18 protein-coding genes and 1 tRNA gene are annotated in these 17,388 nt (G+C 70.8%); 7 read left to right on the forward strand and 12 right to left on the reverse strand.

Translation table 11 applies throughout. The features are described 5' to 3' along the window. Positions 1-14 precede the first annotated feature (14 nt). The 3 genes from IR155_RS01190 to IR155_RS01200 form a co-directional block, all read right to left on the reverse strand. The gene (locus IR155_RS01190; RefSeq protein ID WP_135112355.1) at positions 15-1,271 is read right to left on the reverse strand and encodes an RNA polymerase sigma factor; all 1,257 of its coding nucleotides are present in this window, start codon (positions 1,269-1,271) and stop codon (positions 15-17) included. Position 1,272: 1 nt separating this feature from the next. Continuing rightward, positions 1,273-1,701 (reverse strand): YciI family protein, encoded by a 429-nt coding sequence (locus IR155_RS01195; protein ID WP_209306716.1) that lies wholly within the window; start codon positions 1,699-1,701, stop codon positions 1,273-1,275. A 120-nt stretch (positions 1,702-1,821) separates the two neighbouring features. Next, entirely contained in the window at positions 1,822-2,595 is a 774-nt protein-coding gene (locus tag IR155_RS01200) for an isocitrate lyase/PEP mutase family protein (protein WP_135112357.1), read from the reverse strand. 99 nt (positions 2,596-2,694) lie between these two features. Here IR155_RS01200 and IR155_RS01205 point away from each other — a divergent pair, with 99 nt between their 5' ends. Together IR155_RS01205 and IR155_RS01210 are read left to right on the forward strand one after the other, a co-directional pair. Further along, positions 2,695-3,000 (forward strand): DUF7882 family protein, encoded by a 306-nt coding sequence (locus IR155_RS01205; protein ID WP_135112359.1) that lies wholly within the window; start codon positions 2,695-2,697, stop codon positions 2,998-3,000. Between the two features lie 89 nt (positions 3,001-3,089). Continuing rightward, a complete protein-coding gene (locus IR155_RS01210) occupies positions 3,090-3,746 on the forward strand; it encodes an NAD(P)H-binding protein (RefSeq protein ID WP_135112361.1) in 657 nt (218 codons plus the stop codon). Positions 3,747-3,752: 6 nt separating this feature from the next. On the opposite strand, the gene IR155_RS01215 is transcribed toward IR155_RS01210, so the two are convergent. Next, positions 3,753-3,828, reverse strand: a tRNA-Lys gene (locus IR155_RS01215). A 59-nt stretch (positions 3,829-3,887) separates the two neighbouring features. Between IR155_RS01215 and IR155_RS01220 the strand changes: the two genes are divergently transcribed. Both IR155_RS01220 and IR155_RS01225 read left to right on the forward strand, forming a co-directional pair. Continuing rightward, positions 3,888-4,517, forward strand: a complete 630-nt coding sequence (locus IR155_RS01220) for a DNA-directed RNA polymerase subunit beta (protein WP_135112363.1) — start codon at positions 3,888-3,890, stop codon at positions 4,515-4,517. Positions 4,518-4,747: 230 nt separating this feature from the next. Beyond that, complete coding sequence (locus tag IR155_RS01225; RefSeq protein ID WP_135112365.1) at positions 4,748-5,644, forward strand: aminodeoxychorismate lyase; 897 nt, start codon at positions 4,748-4,750, stop codon at positions 5,642-5,644. Positions 5,645-5,653: 9 nt separating this feature from the next. Here IR155_RS01225 and IR155_RS01230 read toward each other — a convergent pair whose 3' ends face one another. The 8 genes from IR155_RS01230 to IR155_RS01265 form a co-directional block, all read right to left on the reverse strand. Continuing rightward, a complete protein-coding gene (locus IR155_RS01230; protein WP_135112367.1) occupies positions 5,654-6,721 on the reverse strand; it encodes an N-acetylglucosamine-6-phosphate deacetylase in 1,068 nt (355 codons plus the stop codon). A 63-nt stretch (positions 6,722-6,784) separates the two neighbouring features. After that, positions 6,785-7,564 (reverse strand): phosphate ABC transporter ATP-binding protein PstB, encoded by a 780-nt coding sequence (gene pstB / locus IR155_RS01235; protein ID WP_135112369.1) that lies wholly within the window; start codon positions 7,562-7,564, stop codon positions 6,785-6,787. A gap of 51 nt (positions 7,565-7,615) precedes the next feature. Further along, positions 7,616-8,716 (reverse strand): phosphate ABC transporter permease PstA, encoded by a 1,101-nt coding sequence (gene pstA / locus IR155_RS01240; protein WP_135112371.1) that lies wholly within the window; start codon positions 8,714-8,716, stop codon positions 7,616-7,618. Then, entirely contained in the window at positions 8,716-9,702 is a 987-nt protein-coding gene (gene pstC, locus IR155_RS01245; RefSeq protein WP_135112373.1) for a phosphate ABC transporter permease subunit PstC, read from the reverse strand. The genes pstA and pstC overlap by 1 nt, the downstream gene beginning before the upstream one ends. Before the next feature lie 170 nt (positions 9,703-9,872). After that, a complete protein-coding gene (locus IR155_RS01250) occupies positions 9,873-10,994 on the reverse strand; it encodes a phosphate ABC transporter substrate-binding protein PstS (RefSeq protein ID WP_135112375.1) in 1,122 nt (373 codons plus the stop codon). A 200-nt stretch (positions 10,995-11,194) separates the two neighbouring features. Then, entirely contained in the window at positions 11,195-12,136 is a 942-nt protein-coding gene (locus tag IR155_RS01255; RefSeq protein ID WP_135112377.1) for an NUDIX hydrolase, read from the reverse strand. Continuing rightward, positions 12,133-14,304, reverse strand: coding sequence for an RNA degradosome polyphosphate kinase (locus IR155_RS01260; protein WP_135112379.1), 2,172 nt, complete (start codon positions 14,302-14,304; stop codon positions 12,133-12,135). Before IR155_RS01260 ends, IR155_RS01255 begins: the two co-directional genes overlap by 4 nt. A 49-nt stretch (positions 14,305-14,353) precedes the next feature. Beyond that, on the reverse strand, positions 14,354-15,040 hold the full coding sequence (locus IR155_RS01265) for a response regulator transcription factor (RefSeq protein ID WP_135112381.1): 687 nt from the start codon (positions 15,038-15,040) through the stop codon (positions 14,354-14,356). Between the two features lie 168 nt (positions 15,041-15,208). Between IR155_RS01265 and IR155_RS01270 the strand changes: the two genes are divergently transcribed. From IR155_RS01270 to ygfZ, 3 genes are all read left to right on the forward strand, one after another. After that, positions 15,209-15,499 carry a hypothetical protein gene (locus IR155_RS01270; RefSeq protein WP_135112383.1) on the forward strand — a complete coding sequence of 97 codons (291 nt, stop codon included), beginning with the start codon at positions 15,209-15,211 and terminating at the stop codon, positions 15,497-15,499. A 142-nt stretch (positions 15,500-15,641) separates the two neighbouring features. Then, on the forward strand, positions 15,642-16,247 hold the full coding sequence (locus IR155_RS01275; protein WP_135112385.1) for a nitrobindin family protein: 606 nt from the start codon (positions 15,642-15,644) through the stop codon (positions 16,245-16,247). After that, positions 16,247-17,386 carry a CAF17-like 4Fe-4S cluster assembly/insertion protein YgfZ gene (ygfZ, locus tag IR155_RS01280; protein ID WP_135112387.1) on the forward strand — a complete coding sequence of 380 codons (1,140 nt, stop codon included), beginning with the start codon at positions 16,247-16,249 and terminating at the stop codon, positions 17,384-17,386. The genes IR155_RS01275 and ygfZ overlap by 1 nt, the downstream gene beginning before the upstream one ends. Positions 17,387-17,388 lie beyond the last annotated feature (2 nt).

Genomic DNA, 17,388 nt, shown 5'->3' on the forward strand with positions numbered 1-17,388 from the left:
GGCCGGAGATCCGCTCAGTCCAGCGCGCGCAGCTTGCGCTCGAACACGGTCCGCTCGGCGGCGCTGCCCGTCAGGCGCGCCGCGGTCTGGAGTTCGCGGCGGGCCTCATCCGTCCGGCCGAGACGGATGAGCAGCTCGGCGCGGACGCCGGGAAGCTGCGCGTAGCCGGGGAGCTTCCCGGCGAGGTCGTCCACGATCCGGAGGGCGGTGGCGGGCCCCTCGGACATCGAGACGGCCACCGCGCGGTTGAGCTCGACCACGGGTGACGGCGCGATCCGGCCGAGCGCCTCGTAGAGCAGGGCGATCCGCTCCCAGTCGGTCGCCTCGACCGATGACGCCACGTCGTGGCACTCCGCGATCGCCGCCTGCAGCGCGTAGGGGCCGCGTCCGCGGCCGAGGGCGTCGCATTGCGCGAGTGCGTCCCGGCCCAGCGCGATCAGCCCGCGGTCCCAGCGGGTGCGGTCCTGATCCGCCAGCAGGATGGGCTCTCCCGCGGCGTCGAGACGTGCGGGGAACCGCGCGGCGGTGAGCGCCATGAGCGCGACGAGGCCGTGCGCCTCGGGCTCCCGCGGCACGAGCCCCGCGAGCACGCGCGCGAGGCGCAGGGCCTCGCGGCCGAGGTCGATCCGCATCCAGCGCTCGCCGCCGGATGCCGAGTACCCCTCGTTGAAGATCAGGTACAGCACGCTCAGCACGCCCGACAGCCGCGCGGGATACGCATCGGGGGAGGGCACCTCGAACGGCACGGCGGCCGCGGCGAGCGTCTTCTTCGCGCGCACGATCCGCTGCTGCACGGTGGCCACGGGAACCAGGAACGCCCGGGCGATCTCCTCGGACGTGAGGCCCCCGACGACGCGCAGCGTCAGCGCGATGCTCGCCTCGCGCGAGAGCACCGGATGGCACGCGACGAAGATCAGGCGCAGGACGTCGTCCTCGATCGCGTCCGGATCCCATCCGGGCTCTGTCGTCTCGTCGAGGTCGCGGGCGAGCTCCGCGTAGCGGTCGTCCTGGGTCGCGCGGCGGCGCCAGTGGTCGATCGCGCGGCGCTTGCCGACGGCCACCAGCCAGGCGCCCGGACTGGAGGGGACGCCCGAGGCCAGCCACGACGTGAGCGCATCCGCGAGCGCCTCCTGCGCGACGTCCTCCGCCAGCGCGAAGTCGCCGGTCATGCGCGTCAGCGTCGCGACGATGCGCGCCGACTCGATGCGCCACACCGCCTCGACCGCTCGTCGCGCGGACGCGGCGGCGGCCGAGGTCGGGTGCGCGCTCATCTCAGTCCTGCTCGGCCTTGCGCGCGAGCTCCTCGCGCCACTCGTCTTCCTTCTGGATCCACTCGTTGTCGGCCGGGAAGTCCTCCGGGCCGGTGACGCGGCGGACCTCGAGCTTGCTTCCCGGGCCGACCGGTGCGCGCTTGGCCCACTCCGCGGCCTCTTCGATCGTCGGCACCTCGAGCATCCAGAAGCCGTTGAACAGCTCCTTGGTCTCGCCGTAGGGGCCGTCGGTGACGACGGGCGGGGTCTGGCTGAAGTCGACGACCACGCCGGCCTCCGGGGCCAGGCCGTCGCCGCCGACCATCACGCCGGCCTTCATCATCGACTCGTTGTAGGCGCCCATCTCGGCGATGACCTCCTCGAACGGCTTCTGCTCGTAAGAGGCGACCGCCTCGTCCGTCGCGCGCATGATCAGCATGTACTTGGCCATCTCGAACTCCTTCGTCGGTTGCGGGCCGTCTCTCGACCCTTCACTCAGGCGTCGGATGGGAGCAGCCCGGATCGACACCCGCAGAAGAAATCTTTCATCGGATGTCGATCCGGGGACAGCTCAGTTCAGCGCGGGAGTGTCCTGCGGGATGACGCCGCCGCCGTAGAGGTCGGTCGCGAGGTCGCGCAGGGCGCGCAGCGCGACGCGCTGCGGCAGGGGGCCGTACGAGATGCGCGCGACGCCGAGCGCCTCGTACTCGGCCGCGGGGAGCGCGCCAGGCAAGCCGATGACGCTGAGCTTGCGGTCGCCGATGCCGGCGACGAGACGCTCGGTCAGGCCGCGGTCGAGTGGGCCGGGGACGAACACGAGCGACGCGCCGGCATCGAGGTAGGCGCGCCCGCGCTCGATCGCGTCGGCGACGATCTCGTCGATCGGACGTCCGCGTCCCAGCACGAACGAGTCCGCGCGGGCATTGAGCTGGAAGTGCACGCCCTCCGCCTCGGCCGCCTTGACCGACGCCTCCACTCGGGCGACCGCCTCCGAGAGCGGCACGAGCCGGTCCTCGATGTTGGCGCCGACAACGCCGACGCCGATCGCGCGACGGGTCGTCTCGCCCGGATCGTCGTAGCCGTTGTCGAGGTCGGCGGTGACCGGCAGGTCGGTGGCGGCGACGATCTCGGCGACCGCGGCGATCATCGCCTCCATCGGGATCTGGCCGTCGGCGAAGCCGTGGCTCGCGGCGATCGAGTGGCCGGCGGTCGCGATGGCCTTCGTGTCGGGCAGGTCGCTCACGACCTTCGTGCTGATCGCGTCCCAGACGTTGACGACGCGGAGGATCTCCGGCGCCTCGTACAGCGACTTGAGGGTGAGGGCTCTGTCGTGCGCAGTGGTCATATGGACGACGCTACGCCTGCGAGGGACACAGGCCCATCTCGCGCCGGTGAACGGTTCCGGCACGTGCGGCACCGCTCCCTGGGCATTAGTGTGCGCGGCATGGGAACTCTCGTCTACGACAGCGTCGTGCCGCCGATCGAGATCGAGGATCGCGCCCTTGCGCACCTGAAGGTGGTGGTCATCGCCAAGCTGCGGCGAGGCGAGAGCTTCGCGGTGTCGTGGGCCCACCCGCCGGGGAAGGAGGGCGGCCGCTCCACCATCTGGCTGCACCCAGGAATCCCGCTGCGGTTCATCTTCGAGGAGACCGAACAGCCCGAACTCAACCAGCGCTGGCTCGCGACGATGGCCGAATCGGCCAATGCGCTGGGCGGCATCACGCTGACGGCCGAGGAGGTCGAAGGCTGACACGCCGCGGGTGGGTGCTCGCGGTGCAGACTGGGGGGGGGGTGCCGGCCGGCGCCGGATGAGTGCCGCGCGGCTCGAGAGGAGCGCTCATGGCTGATGTCGTGATCATCGGAGGCCACGGGAAGGTCGCGCTGCTGGTGCTGCCGCTGCTGGCGGAGGCGGGGCATTCCGCCACCGCCGTCATCCGGAATCCGGCGCACGCCGCCGATGTGGAGGCCGCAGCCGGCACCCCGCTCGTGCTCGACGTCGAGAACGCGACAGAGGACGAACTCGCCGCGGCGTTCACGGGGCGCGACGCGATCGTGTGGTCGGCCGGTGCCGGCGGGGGAGACACTCGCCGCACCTACGCCGTCGACCGGGACGCGGCCATCCGCAGCATGGACGCCGCCGCGCGCGCGGGAGTGCGCCGGTACGTGATGGTGTCGTACCTCGGCGCGGGGCCGGATCACGGCGTGCCCGAGGACAACTCCTTCCACGCGTACGCGGAGGCGAAGGCCGCGGCCGACGCGCACCTGCGGGCGTCGGGCCTCGACTGGACGGTGCTCGGTCCCGCAGGGCTGACCCTCGAGGAGCCCACCGGCCTCATCGACGTGGCGCCGCTGCCGGAGGACGCCGAGCGCAGGGTGTCGCGCGCGAACGTCGCCCGCACCATCGTGGCGGCCCTCGAGCTGGATGCGACGATCGGCCGGACGATCGAGTACGTCGACGGCGCGACGCCCATCCGCGAGGCGCTCGCGCGGGTCTGAGGGGGATGGTGGGCCCCGTGGGGCTCGAACCCACGACCCTCGGATTAAAAGTCCGGTGCTCTGCCAACTGAGCTAGAGGCCCCGCACCTACTTTACGGGCCCGGATGAGCCTCCGATGCGCGTCGCGGTTAGCCTGGATCGATGACCGACGACTTCCACAAGCCGGTGCGGCGTCCGTCCGAGACCTTCGACCGGCTCTTCGCCGCGGTGGATCCTGCGGAGGTGTCGCGCGCCGCGCACTCGACCGCCGCCGCCCTGCTCTCGCGCGTGCGGCACGAGCAGGATCCGGATGCCGTCGACCGCCTCGTGGCGTTCACGTCGCGACACGGGATCGACGACATCGCTGAGCTGTGGTCGCGCTCGCCGGCGAAGACGCTGCCCGGTTCGCTGTGGCGTCTGTACCTCGTGCAGCTGTCGATCCACGACGATCCCGCCACGGCGGCGCTGCTCTACGACCGTGGCCGCGTCGAGCTGCACTCGTCGGATGCCGTGGTGGCGGGCGCACCGGTCCCCGCGGGCCCGACGGAGCTCGTGGCCCTGATCGACACGATCCTGCGCGGGGCGTTCCAGGGCGACTTCGCCGTGGCGCTCGACCGGGCGGCGGCCTTCTGCCGGGTGCAGGCGTCGGGCGCGACGCACCTCGCCGACGACTACGAGCTCACCGAGTCGCACCGCGCAAGCGAGCTCACCACTCGCGCGCTGCGCCTGTCGACCTACGCCGACGATCTCGCCGCGTCGGCGAAGCTCTGGCGTCGCGACTCGCTCACCTGACCCGCGCGAAGCGGGGGCGCGAGTGTTCGCGTACGTGTGACCGACGTCACGGGAGAAAAGAAATACCGGGCCGCAGAAACGCCTCTCGGCGCGAGGCCGCTCGCGGCGGCGAAAGTTGGAGCCCGGGGTTTGCTGCGGCCCGGCTGTTCAAGTCTAACGGAGGCCTCCGGCAGGGTATTCCCGGGGCCGTCATGCTCACCGGATGCCCAGGCCATGCATAGGCTCATCCCATGACCTGGCGCTTCGCCCTGCTCGTCGCCCCCGTGGTGGCCGACGACCCCCGCACCGACTTCGCCGACACCCTCGCCGTGATCGATCCGGATGCGCCCGCGCTCAGCGTGGGCGAGCTCAGCACGCAGCGCGGCGACGGCATCTTCGAGACCATCGGCGTCGTCGACGGGCACCCGCAGGAGGTGCGGGCGCACCTCGAACGGCTCGCGCACTCCGCGCGGCTGTGCGACCTTCCCGCCCCGCACCTCGGGCAGTGGCGCGCGGCGGTCGAGCGTGCGGCCGCTGAGTGCCCGACCGGCGAGAGCGCCATCAAGCTGATCCTGAGCCGCGGCGTCGAGCGCGCGGCGACCGGACTCGAGGGGCCGACGGCCTGGGTGACCGCGTCGCCCGTCGCTGACCACACGGCCGCCCGCACGGACGGCATCAAGGTCGCCACGCTCGACCGCGGGCTCGACAGCGGGGCCGCGACACGCGCGCCCTGGCTGCTGCTCGGCGCGAAGACCCTGTCCTACGCCGTGAACATGGCAGCGCTCCGCGAGGCCCATCGCCGGGGCGCCGACGACGCGATCTTCCTCACCAGCGACGGCTACGTCCTCGAGGCGCCTACGGCGTCGGTCATCCTGCGTCGCGGCGACACGTTCGTCACCCCGGAGCCGACCGGCGGCATCCTGCAGGGGACGACCCAGCTGAGCGTCTTCGACTGGCTCGAGGAGCAGGGGCACTCCACCGGCTACGAGCACGTCCCGGCGGCGGCACTCGCCGACGCCGACGCGATGTGGCTGGTCTCGAGCGTGCGCCTCGCGGCTCCGGTCACGCAGCTCGACGGCGTCGAGCTTCCCGTCGATCGCGAGCTCACGGCGGCGATGAACGCGTACCTGCTCAGTCCGCGCGACTGACAGCCGTCCCTACAGGACCTCGACCCGGCCGCCGGCCACGGCGACCGAGAGCGGCGGCACCTCGATGCCGAGGGCCCGTGCGGGAGTGAGCGAGGTCAGTTCCGCGACCACCGCCGGGTCCGTGCCGCGGGCGAGAAGGCGCTCGACCGCATCCGACACGGATGAGGTGCTTCCCGCGAGCGCGGACGTGCCCGCGACCGTGGCGACGCCGTCGCGCACGACGACCTCCGACCCCGCCAGCACGTACTCGCCGTCGCCGAGGCCGGCGGCCGCCATGGCGTCCGAGACGAGCATCGCCCGCCCGGCGCAGTCACGCAGCGCGAGGTCGAGCACGCGGTCGTCGAGGTGGTCTCCGTCGCCGATGAGCTCCACGGTGATCCGCTCGTCCGCGAGACCGACGCCGACGGGCCCGGGGTAGCGGTGATGAAGCGGGGGCATGCCGTTGAACAGGTGCGTCATCACGGAGGCGCCCCGGTCGATCGCGCGGCTCACCGTGTCCGCATCCGCCTCGGTGTGGCCGACCGCGACGCGCACCCCGGCGTCGACAAGCAGCGGGATGGCATCGAGCGCGCCCGGCAGCTCGGGGGCGAGCGTGATCATCCGGATGGCGCCGTCGCCGGCCGCCAGCAGGGCCTCGATCTCGGCCGGTGCGGGATCGCGGAGCAGGTCGGGGTTGTGCGCGCCGCGCCGGCCGTGGCACAGGAACGGGCCCTCGAGGTGGAGCCCCGCCAGCACGCCCGACCGGACGAGCGGGGCGAGCTCGGCAAGGCGCGTGCGGGTGTCGTCGAGCGTCCCGGTGGCGAGCGATGCCACGAGCGCGACGGAGCCGCGGCCGGCATGCCACGCGATGGCCGCGGCCGGGTCGGCGCCGGGGGTCGCGAAGTCGACGCCCCGCGCGCCGTGCACGTGCGCGTCGACGAAGCCCGGCAGCAGTGTGTCGACCTCGCGGTCGGGGCGGCGCGGCGCCTCGCCCGGCCCGCTGTCCGCCAGACGGCCGTCCTCCATGAGCGCCCAGCCCGGCCCATCCGATCCGTTCCTGTCGATCAGGCGGCGGGCGGAGACGAGGGAGGCGGTCATGGATCCATCAAAGCAGGACGGCCCCGCCCGAAGGCGAGGCCGTCCTGTCAAACGATCAGCGGATCAACCGAAGCGGCCCGAGACGTAGTCCTCGGTCGCCTGCACCGACGGCGTCGTGAAGATCGTCGCGGTGTCGTCGTACTCGATGAGCTTGCCCGGCTTGCCGGTGCCCGCGATGTTGAAGAACGCCGTCTTGTCGCTCACGCGCGACGCCTGCTGCATGTTGTGCGTGACGATCACGACCGTGTAGTCGTTCTTCAGCTCGGAGATGAGCTCCTCGATCGCGAAGGTCGAGATCGGGTCGAGGGCCGAGCAGGGCTCGTCCATCAGGATGACCTGGGGCGACACGGCGATCGTTCGGGCGATGCAGAGACGCTGCTGCTGACCACCCGACAGGCCCGAACCCGGGCGGTCGAGGCGGTCCTTGACCTCGTTCCAGAGGTTCGCGCCGCGCAGCGACTTCTCGACGAGGTCGTCGGCGTCGCTGCGGGAGATGCGCTTGTTGTTCAGCGTCACGCCGGCAAGGACGTTCTCGCGGATCGACATGGTCGGGAACGGGTTGGGGCGCTGGAACACCATTCCCACCTGGCGACGCACCATCACGGGGTCGACGCCGTTTCCGTACAGGTCCTCGCCGTCGAGCAGCACCTCGCCCTTCACGTACGCGCCGGGGATGACCTCGTGCATGCGGTTCAGGGTGCGAAGGAACGTGGACTTGCCGCAACCCGACGGGCCGATGAAGGCCGTCACGGAGCGGGGCTGGATGTCGATCGAAACGCCCTCCACGGCGAGGAAGTCGCCGTAGTACACGTTCAGGTCGTTGACTTCGATGCTCTTGGACACCTGGGTCTCTTTCTGTTTATCGCAGTCGGGAAAGTCTGAGTCGGGTGGGGGTCAGCGGCCGGTCATCTTCGGCGCGAAGATCTTGGCGATCACGCGCGCGCCGAGGTTGAGCACCATGACGATCAGGATGAGCGTCAGCGCGGCGGCCCACGCGCGGTCGAGGTAGGCCTGCACGTCGGTGCCCGGGGTGTCGTAGCTGTAGAACGCGAACACGGGCAGCGTCATCATCGGGTCGTCGAGCAGATCCATGTTCAGGTTCGGCGTGATTCCCGCCGTCAGCACGAGCGGGGCGGTCTCGCCGATGACGCGCGAGATCGCCAGCATGACCGTGGTGGTGATGCCGGTGATGGCCGTGGGAAGCACGACCTTCACGATGGTCAGCCACTTCGGCACGCCGAGCGCGAACGACGCCTCGCGCAGCTCGTTGGGGACGATCCGCAGCATCTCCTCGGTGCCGCGCACCACGACCGGGATCATCAGCACGCTGAGCGCCAGGGCGCCCATCATGCCGAACGAGATGCCGGGCCGGATGAACAGCGAGAACACCGCGTAGATGAACAGACCCGCGACGATCGACGGGATGCCCGTCATGACGTCCACGAGGAACGTGATGGTGCGGGCGATCCGGCCGCGGCCGTACTCGACGAGGTAGATCGCCGTCATGATGCCGATCGGCACCGAGATGACGGTGGCCGTCAGGGTGATCAGCACCGTGCCCCAGATGGCGTGCACGGCGCCGCCGCCCGCGCCGACGACGTTGCGCATCGACCAGCTGAAGAAGGTGCCGTCGAAGCGCGCGAGGCCCTCGGCGACGACGGTGAACAGCAGCGACACGAGCGGCAGCAGGGCGAGCACGAACGCCGTCGCGACGAGGGCGGTCATCAGGCGGTCGACCGCGTGGCGGCGGCTCTCGGCGATGCTCGAGAACACCGTGATGGCGATCAGGTAGATGACCATGCCGACGAGCAGGGCGCCCGTGATGTTGAACTGCGCGAGGTCCCCGCCGATGTTCAGCACCACGAACAGGGCGATCGAGACGAACATCGAGAAGCCCAGCAGGATCCACGGCATGCCCTTGGGCATGCGACCCGAGGTGAGCGAGGACGTGCTGACCTTCGGCGCGTCAGAGGTGGTGGCGGTGGCGGTCGACATCAGTTCGCTCCAGAGAACTCGGCCCGGCGCGAGACGATCCAGCGCGCGAGGAAGTTGACGCCGAACGTCACGAGGAAGAGGATCAGGCCCGCCGCGACGAGCGTCGCGGTGCCGTCGCCGTGCGCCTCGGGGAAGCGCAGCGCGATCGTGGCCGGGATGGTCGAGGGGTTGACCGTGCTGAGCAGCTGGAAGGTCACGAGCGACGACGGGGCGAGCACCATGGCCACGGCCATGGTCTCGCCGAGCGCGCGGCCGAGCGCGAGCATCGCGGCCGACACCATGCCGCTGCGGGCGAACGGCAGCACGGCCATCCGGATCATCTCCCAGCGGGTGGCGCCGAGCGCCAGCGCGGCCTCCTCGTGCAGCTTGGGCGTCTGCAGGAAGATCTCGCGGCAGATGGCGGTCATGATCGGCAGGATCATCACGGCGAGCACGAGACCCGCGGTCAGGATGGTCTTTCCCGAGCCGGACGGTGCGGCGTTCTCGGGCACCGCGAACAACGGGATCCAGCCGAGGTTCTCGTTGAGCCACCGGTAGATCGGCACGAGCATGGGGCCGAAGGTCAGGGCGCCCCAGAGGCCGAACACCACCGAGGGGACCGCGGCGAGCAGGTCGATCACGTAGCCGATGGCGCTGGCGAGCCGGCGCGGCGCGTAGTGCGAGATGAACAGCGCGATGCCGAGGGCGATCGGCGAGGCGATCACGAGGGCGATCAGCGCGGCCCAGAGCGTGCCGAACACGAGCGGCCAGACCCACTCGAGGAAGGGCTGGCCCCTGAGGATGTTGTTGTCCGTCGTGTCGGGCTTGAAGGCCGGCAGCGACTGGATGATCAGGAACAGGGCGACCGCGGCGAGGACGACCAGGATGATCAGGCCGGAGCCGAGCGCGGTGCCCGAGAAGATGAGGTCGCCGGGGCGCTTGACGGCCTTCGGCGGCGTGCCGGGCGCCGAGGTGGGCGCCTCGGGCTCCGTCGTGGTGGTGGTCATGGAGTTCCCGCTCCTCAGGGTTTCGGGTTCGTGCTGGGCGCTTTGTGAAGCCGGGGATTCGTCAGTCGGAAATGCGGCCGGTGCCCTCGCGCTCCTCGGAACCGAGGATCCCACAGGGGGAGGGGCGCGAGGGCACCGGCGGTGCTGATATGCGGATCAGGCGGTCAGCGTCACTCCGTGACGATGGCGTCGATCGCGGCGGCGGCCTTCTCGATCAGACCGGTCGACAGCGGGGCGGCGCCGGCGGCCTCGGCGCCGATGGCCTGGCCCTCCTCGGAGGTGACGAACTGGAAGTACGCCTTGACGAGGCTGGCGACCTCCGGGTCCTCGTACTCGACGCAGCCGATGAGGTACGAGACAAGGGCGATCGGGTACGAGCCGGCCGGGGCGGCGGCGGGGTCGACCGCGAACGCGAGGTCGTGGTCCGAGCGGCCCTCCTCGAGCGGCGAGGCCTCGACGAGCGCCGCGGCGGCATCGGCCGAGTAGGAGATGAACTCGTCGCCGTTCTGCACGGCGACCTGACCCAGCTCCGAGGTGCGCGACGCGTCGGCGAAGCCGATGTAGCCCTCGCCCGCGGCGATGGCGTCGACGACACCCGAGGTGCCGTCCGCACCCTCACCGCTCTGCAGCGGCCAGGTGTCCTCGGGCTCCCAGGTCCAGACGTCGGGGGCCGTGGCGGCCAGGTAGCTCTGGAAGGTCTCCTGCGTGCCCGACGCGTCCGAGCGGTGCACGGGGGTGATCGTCGTGGCCGGCAGCTCGACGCCCTCGTTCAGCGCGGCGATCGCGGGGTCGTCCCACGAGGTGATCTCGCCGGCGAAGATCTTCGCGATCGTGTCGGCGTCCATGTTCAGCGAGTCCACGCCGGGCAGGTTGAACGCGACGGCGACGGGCGAGATGTAGTTCGGGACCTCGACGATCTCGTCGGTCGCGCAGGAGCCGAAGCCGCCCTCCTCGATCTCCTCGATCTTGAAGGCGCGGTCGGAGCCGATGAAGTTCGATGCACCGGCCTTGAAGTTGTCGCGGCCGACGCCCGAGCCCGTGGACTCGTAGAGGACGTTCGCCTCGGGGTTGGCGGTCTGGAACTCGGCGACCCAGGCCTCCTGAGCGGAGCCCTGCGACGAGGCGCCGGTGGCCTCGATCGTGCCGCTGACGGTGGTCGTGGGCTCGCCGCTCGCGGAGGGGGCCGTGCCACCGTCGTTGCCGGCCGGGGCCTCGTTGGAGGCGCAGCCGGCGAGGGTGAGTGCAGCGACCGCGCCAAGGGCCGCGATGCTGGAGAGACGGGTGATCTTCACTGTGTATCCGTTTCGATCAGGGATTCAGGGACGTCCCCCACCGGGTTGCAGGGCACGTCGTGACGCTAGGAGAGGGCGGTGACGAGACTGCGGTGCGCGGGTGAACGGATGGTGAACGACCCCCATCGATCCCGGATCAGAGGCGGAATCCACGGCGTTCTCACACGATTCGAGATCGAATCGTGAGACGTGGATACCGGTCAGGCCTTCGGTGCGTGCGTCTCGATCGCGACGATGCCGGATCCGGGGTTGGTCGCGGAGATGTGCACGACGCTGAACGCGCCGGTCTCGAGCGCCGCGGCGTCCGAGAGGTACGAGCCGCGCATGGTCCCCGTCGCGAGCGCGAGCTCGGTCAGGATCTCGGGCAGCACCGGACCGTGGCTGCACAGCACCGCGGGCTTGCCGGAGCGCACGCGGCGCCCGACGACCTCGCGCACTCCCGCGGTGCCGTCCTCCCAGGCATCCTGACTGATCAGGTCGGTCTCGTGGATCCGGCGACCCGTGGCCTTCGACAGCGGTGCCACGGTCGATGTGCAGCGCACCGCGGTGCTGGAGACGATGCGACGCACGCCGAACGCCTGGAGGGGCCCGGCGACGGCCTTCGCCTGCGCCTTGCCCCGCGGCGCGAGCGGTCGCAGCGCGTCGCGGCCATCCCATTCGTCGCGCGACAGCGCCTTGCCGTGCCGGAGGGCGATGATCGGGAACGTGCGGAGGACGCCGTCGTCGAGCAGCCGCTCGAAGTGCTCGAGGATCTCGATGTCGACGGGATAGCTGAGGCGCGCGTGGGCCTTCTTCAGGCTCACCCACTCGACGCCGGAGACCTCGTCGTTCGGGACGAACGCGCTCGCGCGGATCGCCTCGTCGCTCGCGGCGGCCGACCAGTAGTGGACGATCTTCTGCTTGCCGCTCGGCAGCGTGTAGCGCGAGACGCCCAGCGGGGCGCCGAGCGTCGTGCGGATGCCCGTCTCCTCGAGGATCTCGCGCACCGCGGTCTCCACGAGCATCTCGCCCGGATCGACCTTTCCCTTGGGCAGTGTGACGTCCCGGTACTTCGTGCGGTGGATCAGCAGCACGCGCAGCTTGCCGTCGACGAGCCGCCAGACGACGCCCCCCGCGGCGTAGACGGCGAGATCGGCGGTCATCGGATCGCGCGCGCCTGCCGGCGGCGCTTGACGGAGGACATCCGGCGGTCCTGCAGGTCGAGCAGGGGCTTCCCGTCGGCATCCACGCTGTGACGCGTCCACACGCCGTCCTCGCCGAGGTGCCACGAGCTGATCCGCTCGTCCATCGCGAGGTCGAACAGGTTCAGCAGCTCGGTGACGTGCGCGGGGGCCGTGACGCGCACGAGCGCCTCCACGCGGCGGTCCAGGTTGCGGTGCATCATGTCGGCGCTGCCGATGAACACCTCGGGGGAGCCGTTGTTCTCGAACGCGAAGATGCGCGAGTGCTCGAGGTAGCGACCGAGGATCGAGCGCACAGTGATGTTGTCGGTCACGCCCGGCAGGTCTGTGCGCAGCGAGCAGATGCCGCGCACCCACACGTCGACCTTCACGCCCGCGATGCTCGCGCGGTACAGCGCGTCGATGATCTGCTCGTCGACCATCGAGTTGACCTTGATGCGCACGCGGGCCGGCTTGCCGGCCAGCGCGTTGCGGCGCTCGCGGTCGATCAGGCGCAGCAGCCCCTTGCGCAGGTGCAGCGGCGCGACGAGGAGTCGCTTGAACTTCTTCTCGATCGCGTAACCGCTCAGCTCGTTGAACAGGCGCGTGAGGTCGCGGCCGACCTGCGGGTCGGTGGTGAACAGACCGAAGTCCTCGTACAGGCGGCTGGTCTTCGGGTTGTAGTTGCCGGTGCCGACGTGGCTGTAGTGGCGCAGCTCGCCCTTCTCCTCGCGGATCACGAGCGCGAGCTTGCAGTGGGTCTTGAGCCCGACGAGGCCGTAGACGACGTGCACGCCGGCCTTCTCGAGCTTGCGGGCCCAGACGATGTTGTTCGCCTCGTCGAACCGCGCCTTCACCTCGACAAGCGCGAGCACCTGCTTGCCGGCCTCGGCGGCGTCGATGAGGGCCTGCACGATCGGGCTGTCGCCGGACGTGCGGTACAGCGTCTGCTTGATGGCGAGCACGTGCGGATCCCGCGCGGCCTGCTCGAGGAACGCCTGCACACTTGTCGCGAACGACTCGTACGGGTGGTGCACGAGCACATCCGACTTGCGGATGGCGGCGAAGATGTCGGGGCGTGCCTCCTGGTCGACCGGCTGGAACGGCACAGACGTGGTCGGCACGTGCGGCGGGTAGTGAAGGTCCGGACGCTTGATCGCCGACAGGGCGAACAGGGCGCGCAGGTCGAGCGGCCCGGGGAGTCGGTAGACCTCCTGCTCGGTGATGTCGAGCTCCTTGATGAGGAGGTCGAGCGTCAGGTCATCCATGTCGTCGGTGATCTCGAGCCGGATCGGCGGGCCGAAGCGGCGCCGCAGCAGCTCGGCCTCGAGCGCCTGGATGAGGTTCTCGGTCTCGTCCTCCTCGATCACCACGTCCTCGTTGCGGGTGAGGCGGAACGCGTGGTGGTCGAGGATCTCCATGCCGGGGAACAGATCCTCGAGATGCTGGGCGATGAGCTCCTCGAGGGGCAGGAACCGCATGCTCTCGCCCTCCGAGTGGGGCACCTCGACATAGCGGGGCATCATCGGCGGGACCTTGAGGCGCGCGAACTCCTGCCGGCCCGTCCGCGCGTTCCGGATCCGGATGGCGAGGTTGAGCGAGAGACCCGAGATGTACGGGAACGGATGCGCCGGGTCGACGGCCAGCGGCATCAGGACCGGGAAGACCTTCGCGTGGAAGTAGTCATACAGCGCGGTGCGCTCGTCGACGCTCAGCGCCTCCCATCCGACGACCTCGATGCCGGTCTCGGCGAGGGCCGGGCGCACCGCGTCGTTCCACGCCCTCGCGTGACGCAGCTGCAGGCGGTGGGCCTCGGCCGAGATCGCCGCGAGCGCGTCGGCCGGCGCCACTCCCACGTTCGTGGGCACGGCGAGGCCGGTCACGATGCGACGCTTCAGGCCGGCGATGCGCACCATGAAGAACTCGTCGAGGTTGCTCGCGAAGATCGCGAGGAAGTTCGCCCGCTCGAGCAGCGGCAGCGTCGGGTCCTCCGCCAGTTCCAGCACCCGCTGGTTGAACGCCAGCCAGCTCAGCTCGCGGTCCAGATAGCGGTTCTCGGGGAGCTGAGCGTCGGGAGCCTCTACGGCGGCGTCGAAGTCGTCGTCCTCGGCGTCGCCGATGCCGGTGTCCACGATGGCGGAGTCGATCATGCGGCCATCCTGCCACCGTCGCGTGACGCGCGCGTGAACGAGGGAGAGGTCAGGGCACAGCGGGCAGCTGGTCGTCGTCCTCGTAGACGTTGAAGCGGTACCCCACGTTGCGGACGGTGCCGATCAGCTGCTCGAGGTCGCCGAGCTTGGCGCGCAGGCGCCGCACGTGCACGTCGACCGTGCGCGTGCCGCCGAAGTAGTCGTAGCCCCAGACCTCGCTCAGCAGCTGCTCGCGCGTGAACACCCGCGACGGGTGCGTGGCGAAGAAGTGCAGCAGCTGGAACTCCTTGTAGGTGAGATCGAGCGGCTTGCCGTGCACCTTCGCCGAGTACGACGACTCATCGATCGTGATGCCGGAGGTCTGGATCCGGGTGCTCACCTGCTCGGTCGCCTGCCGTCCGATCGCGAGGCGGATGCGCGCATCCACCTCGGCGGGACCGGCGGACACCAGGATGACGTCGTCGACGCCCCAGTCAGGGGAGACGGCCGTGAGCCCGCCCTCGGTGACGATGAGGAGCAGCGGCGCGTCGAGGCCGGTGGTGTTGAGGATCTTGCACAGCGACTTGGCGCCCACGAGGTCGGTGCGCGCATCCACGAAGATGACGTCGGCGCTCGGGGCATTGACGAGCTGCGCGGGCTCGGCGGGAATCTGCCGCACCCGGTGGCTCAGCAGCTCGAGCGAGGGCAGGGCAGCGCTTCCTCCGGGGGCGGAGCTCAAGACAAGCAGCTGGGCCAAGCGATGTCCTTCCGGCACGGTGGGGATTCGCGCCTTGGCATCGATGCGGTAGGGACGCCGCATCGTGACCCCATCATAGAGCGCTCGTCGCGCGTGCCCGCGCCGGGCCGGCACCGCTCCCAGGTGAGGGGTTTGGCGCCACCGGGCGTCGTCGCCGACAATGGGGCGATGACGATCCCCGAGCTCGCTCCCCGCCGCCGCTACGGCGCAATCGCGGCGACCTGGGCGTTCGCGCTGCTCGTGGCGGTGATGATCGCGGTGGTCGTGCCGCTCGACTCCCACTTCCGCTGGTTCGGCCTCGCCGGGGGAGCGACGCTGATCTTCGCGTTCGTCGCCCAGCTCATCGACGGCCGGCCGAGCGGTTACATCTTCCGGGTGAGCGTCGCGGCTCTCGGCGGCATGACCCTGATCGGCATCGTCGCGCTCGTCGCGGTGCTCGCCGCCGTCAGCCCCGCGTGACGGACTAGACTGGCCGCATGGATCTCGTCGCGCTCGAACTGTTCTTCGTCGGGCTGCTGGGCCTCGCCAGCCTGGCGATCGCCTTCGTCTCCGGTGCTGTGGTCTGGAACCTGTTCCGCGGCCAGCGCTGAAGGAGGGCGGCATGATCGAGCTGCCTGAAGACCTCCCCGCCGACCTCGTGCCGCTGTCGTGGCTCCTCGGCGTGTGGGAGGGCACCGGCGTGATCGACTACCGCGTCGGTGACACCCACTTCGAGGGTGAGTTCTCGCACCGCGTCAGCTTCAGCCATGACGGCGGTCCGTTCCTGAACTACTCCGCGTCCGCCACGCTCGCCTCGGCCGACGGCACACCGTCGCGTGCCCTGAACTCGGAGACCGGGTTCTGGCGTCTGGCGCGGCCATCGACCGCCGCCGAGCCGGGCCCCGGTCTGCTGCCGCCACGCGAGTCGGAGATCGTGCGGACCGCCGACGACGTCGAGAAGCTGCGCAACGCCGCCGGCGGGTTCGACATCGAGGTCTCGCTCGTCCACTCCGACGGCGTCAGCGAGCTGTACCTCGGCCAGGCGAAGGGCCCCCGGATCGATCTCGCGACGGATGCGGTCGTGCGCACCGCGAGTGCCCGGCACTACGCGGCCGCGACGCGGATGTACGGCCTCGTCGAGAACCACCTGCTCTGGGCGTGGGACATCGCCGCGCTCGGCCGCGAGCTCGGCTCGCACGCCTCGGCCCGTCTCGCGAAGGTCTCCTGATGACGGCCGGCGCCGCGCCGTTCTTCGCCGATCGAGCGGGTGCCGTGGCGTCGGACGACGGCATCGCGCACTTCGGGGACCCGGTGCGCGAGCAGCGCCGCCTCGCCGCGGGGGAGGCGGTCGTCCCGCGGGATGACCGCGCGGTCATCGAGGTCGAGGGACCGGATCGGCTGACCTGGCTCGACTCCATCACGTCGCAGGCGCTGCGCGCGCTGGCTCCGGGGACGCCGACCGAGCTGCTCGTCCTCGATCCGAACGGTCGCGTCGAGCACGCCGCCGGGGTGCTCGACGACGGCGTCTCGACCTGGCTGATCGCCGACGCGGGCGACGTCGCGGGGCTTGCGAAGTGGCTCACGATGATGAGGTTCCGCTCGCGGGTCGAGGTGCGCGTGCGCGACGACCTCGCCGTGCTCGGCTACACAGAGCTCGGCACCGCCGAGAAGACCGTCGCGCTGATCGCGCACCGGCCCCACGACCTGCCGCTCGTGTGGGGCGACCCATGGCGCGAGGTGGCGATCGGCGGCTGGCAGTACGCCGCCGCTCCCGCGCACCCCGGCGCCCACTACACGTGGATCGAGGCAATCGTCGAGCGCCAGGCCCTGGCGACGCTCGCGGACGTGGAGCTCGCCGGCCTGCTTGCTGCGGAGGCGCTGCGGATCGCCGCCTGGCGCCCGCGCTGGGGGCGCGAGGTCGACGAGCGCGCAATCCCGCACGAGTACGACTGGCTGCGCACGGCCGTGCACCTCGACAAGGGCTGCTACCGCGGCCAGGAGACCGTCGCCAAGGTGCACAACCTGGGCCACCCGCCCCGCCGCCTGACGCTGCTTCATCTCGACGGCAGCGACAGCGTGCTGCCCGAGCCGGGCACTCCCGTCCTGCTGGCGTCCTCCGGCGACGAGGCGAGCGAGGTCGGCCACATCACAAGCAGCGCGCGGCATCACGAACTCGGGCCCATCGCCTTGGCCGTGCTCGCGCGGCGCGTGCCTGCCGACGCGACGCTGGAGATCCGCACCGACGGATCGCGCATCGCCGCCGCGCAGGAGATCATCGTCCCCGCCGACGCCGGAGCGACCGCCGAGGTGCCGCGCCTGACGCGCCTGTCACGGCGCCCGCTCGCGCAGCAGCCGCCGACGACATAGGC

Source organism: Microbacterium paludicola (assembly GCF_015235415.1).
Lineage (GTDB): Bacteria > Actinomycetota > Actinomycetes > Actinomycetales > Microbacteriaceae > Microbacterium > Microbacterium paludicola.

Bases quoted from the DNA above. Each gene is read 5' to 3' on its own strand.
- IR155_RS01260 (WP_135112379.1), bottom strand. From the start codon at position 14,304: ATGATCGACTCCGCCATCGTGGACACCGGCATCGGCGACGCCGAGGAC.
- IR155_RS01275 (WP_135112385.1), top strand. From the start codon at position 15,642: ATGATCGAGCTGCCTGAAGACCTCCCCGCCGACCTCGTGCCGCTGTCG.
- IR155_RS01230 (WP_135112367.1), bottom strand. From the start codon at position 6,721: ATGACCGCCTCCCTCGTCTCCGCCCGCCGCCTGATCGACAGGAACGGA.
- IR155_RS01255 (WP_135112377.1), bottom strand. From the start codon at position 12,136: ATGACCGCCGATCTCGCCGTCTACGCCGCGGGGGGCGTCGTCTGGCGG.
- IR155_RS01190 (WP_135112355.1), bottom strand. From the start codon at position 1,271: ATGAGCGCGCACCCGACCTCGGCCGCCGCCGCGTCCGCGCGACGAGCG.
- IR155_RS01210 (WP_135112361.1), top strand. From the start codon at position 3,090: ATGGCTGATGTCGTGATCATCGGAGGCCACGGGAAGGTCGCGCTGCTG.
- IR155_RS01225 (WP_135112365.1), top strand. From the start codon at position 4,748: ATGACCTGGCGCTTCGCCCTGCTCGTCGCCCCCGTGGTGGCCGACGAC.
- ygfZ (WP_135112387.1), top strand. From the start codon at position 16,247: ATGACGGCCGGCGCCGCGCCGTTCTTCGCCGATCGAGCGGGTGCCGTG.
- pstC (WP_135112373.1), bottom strand. From the start codon at position 9,702: ATGACCACCACCACGACGGAGCCCGAGGCGCCCACCTCGGCGCCCGGC.
- IR155_RS01220 (WP_135112363.1), top strand. From the start codon at position 3,888: ATGACCGACGACTTCCACAAGCCGGTGCGGCGTCCGTCCGAGACCTTC.
- IR155_RS01200 (WP_135112357.1), bottom strand. From the start codon at position 2,595: ATGACCACTGCGCACGACAGAGCCCTCACCCTCAAGTCGCTGTACGAG.
- IR155_RS01205 (WP_135112359.1), top strand. From the start codon at position 2,695: ATGGGAACTCTCGTCTACGACAGCGTCGTGCCGCCGATCGAGATCGAG.
- IR155_RS01195 (WP_209306716.1), bottom strand. From the start codon at position 1,701: ATGGCCAAGTACATGCTGATCATGCGCGCGACGGACGAGGCGGTCGCC.
- IR155_RS01270 (WP_135112383.1), top strand. From the start codon at position 15,209: ATGACGATCCCCGAGCTCGCTCCCCGCCGCCGCTACGGCGCAATCGCG.
- pstA (WP_135112371.1), bottom strand. From the start codon at position 8,716: ATGTCGACCGCCACCGCCACCACCTCTGACGCGCCGAAGGTCAGCACG.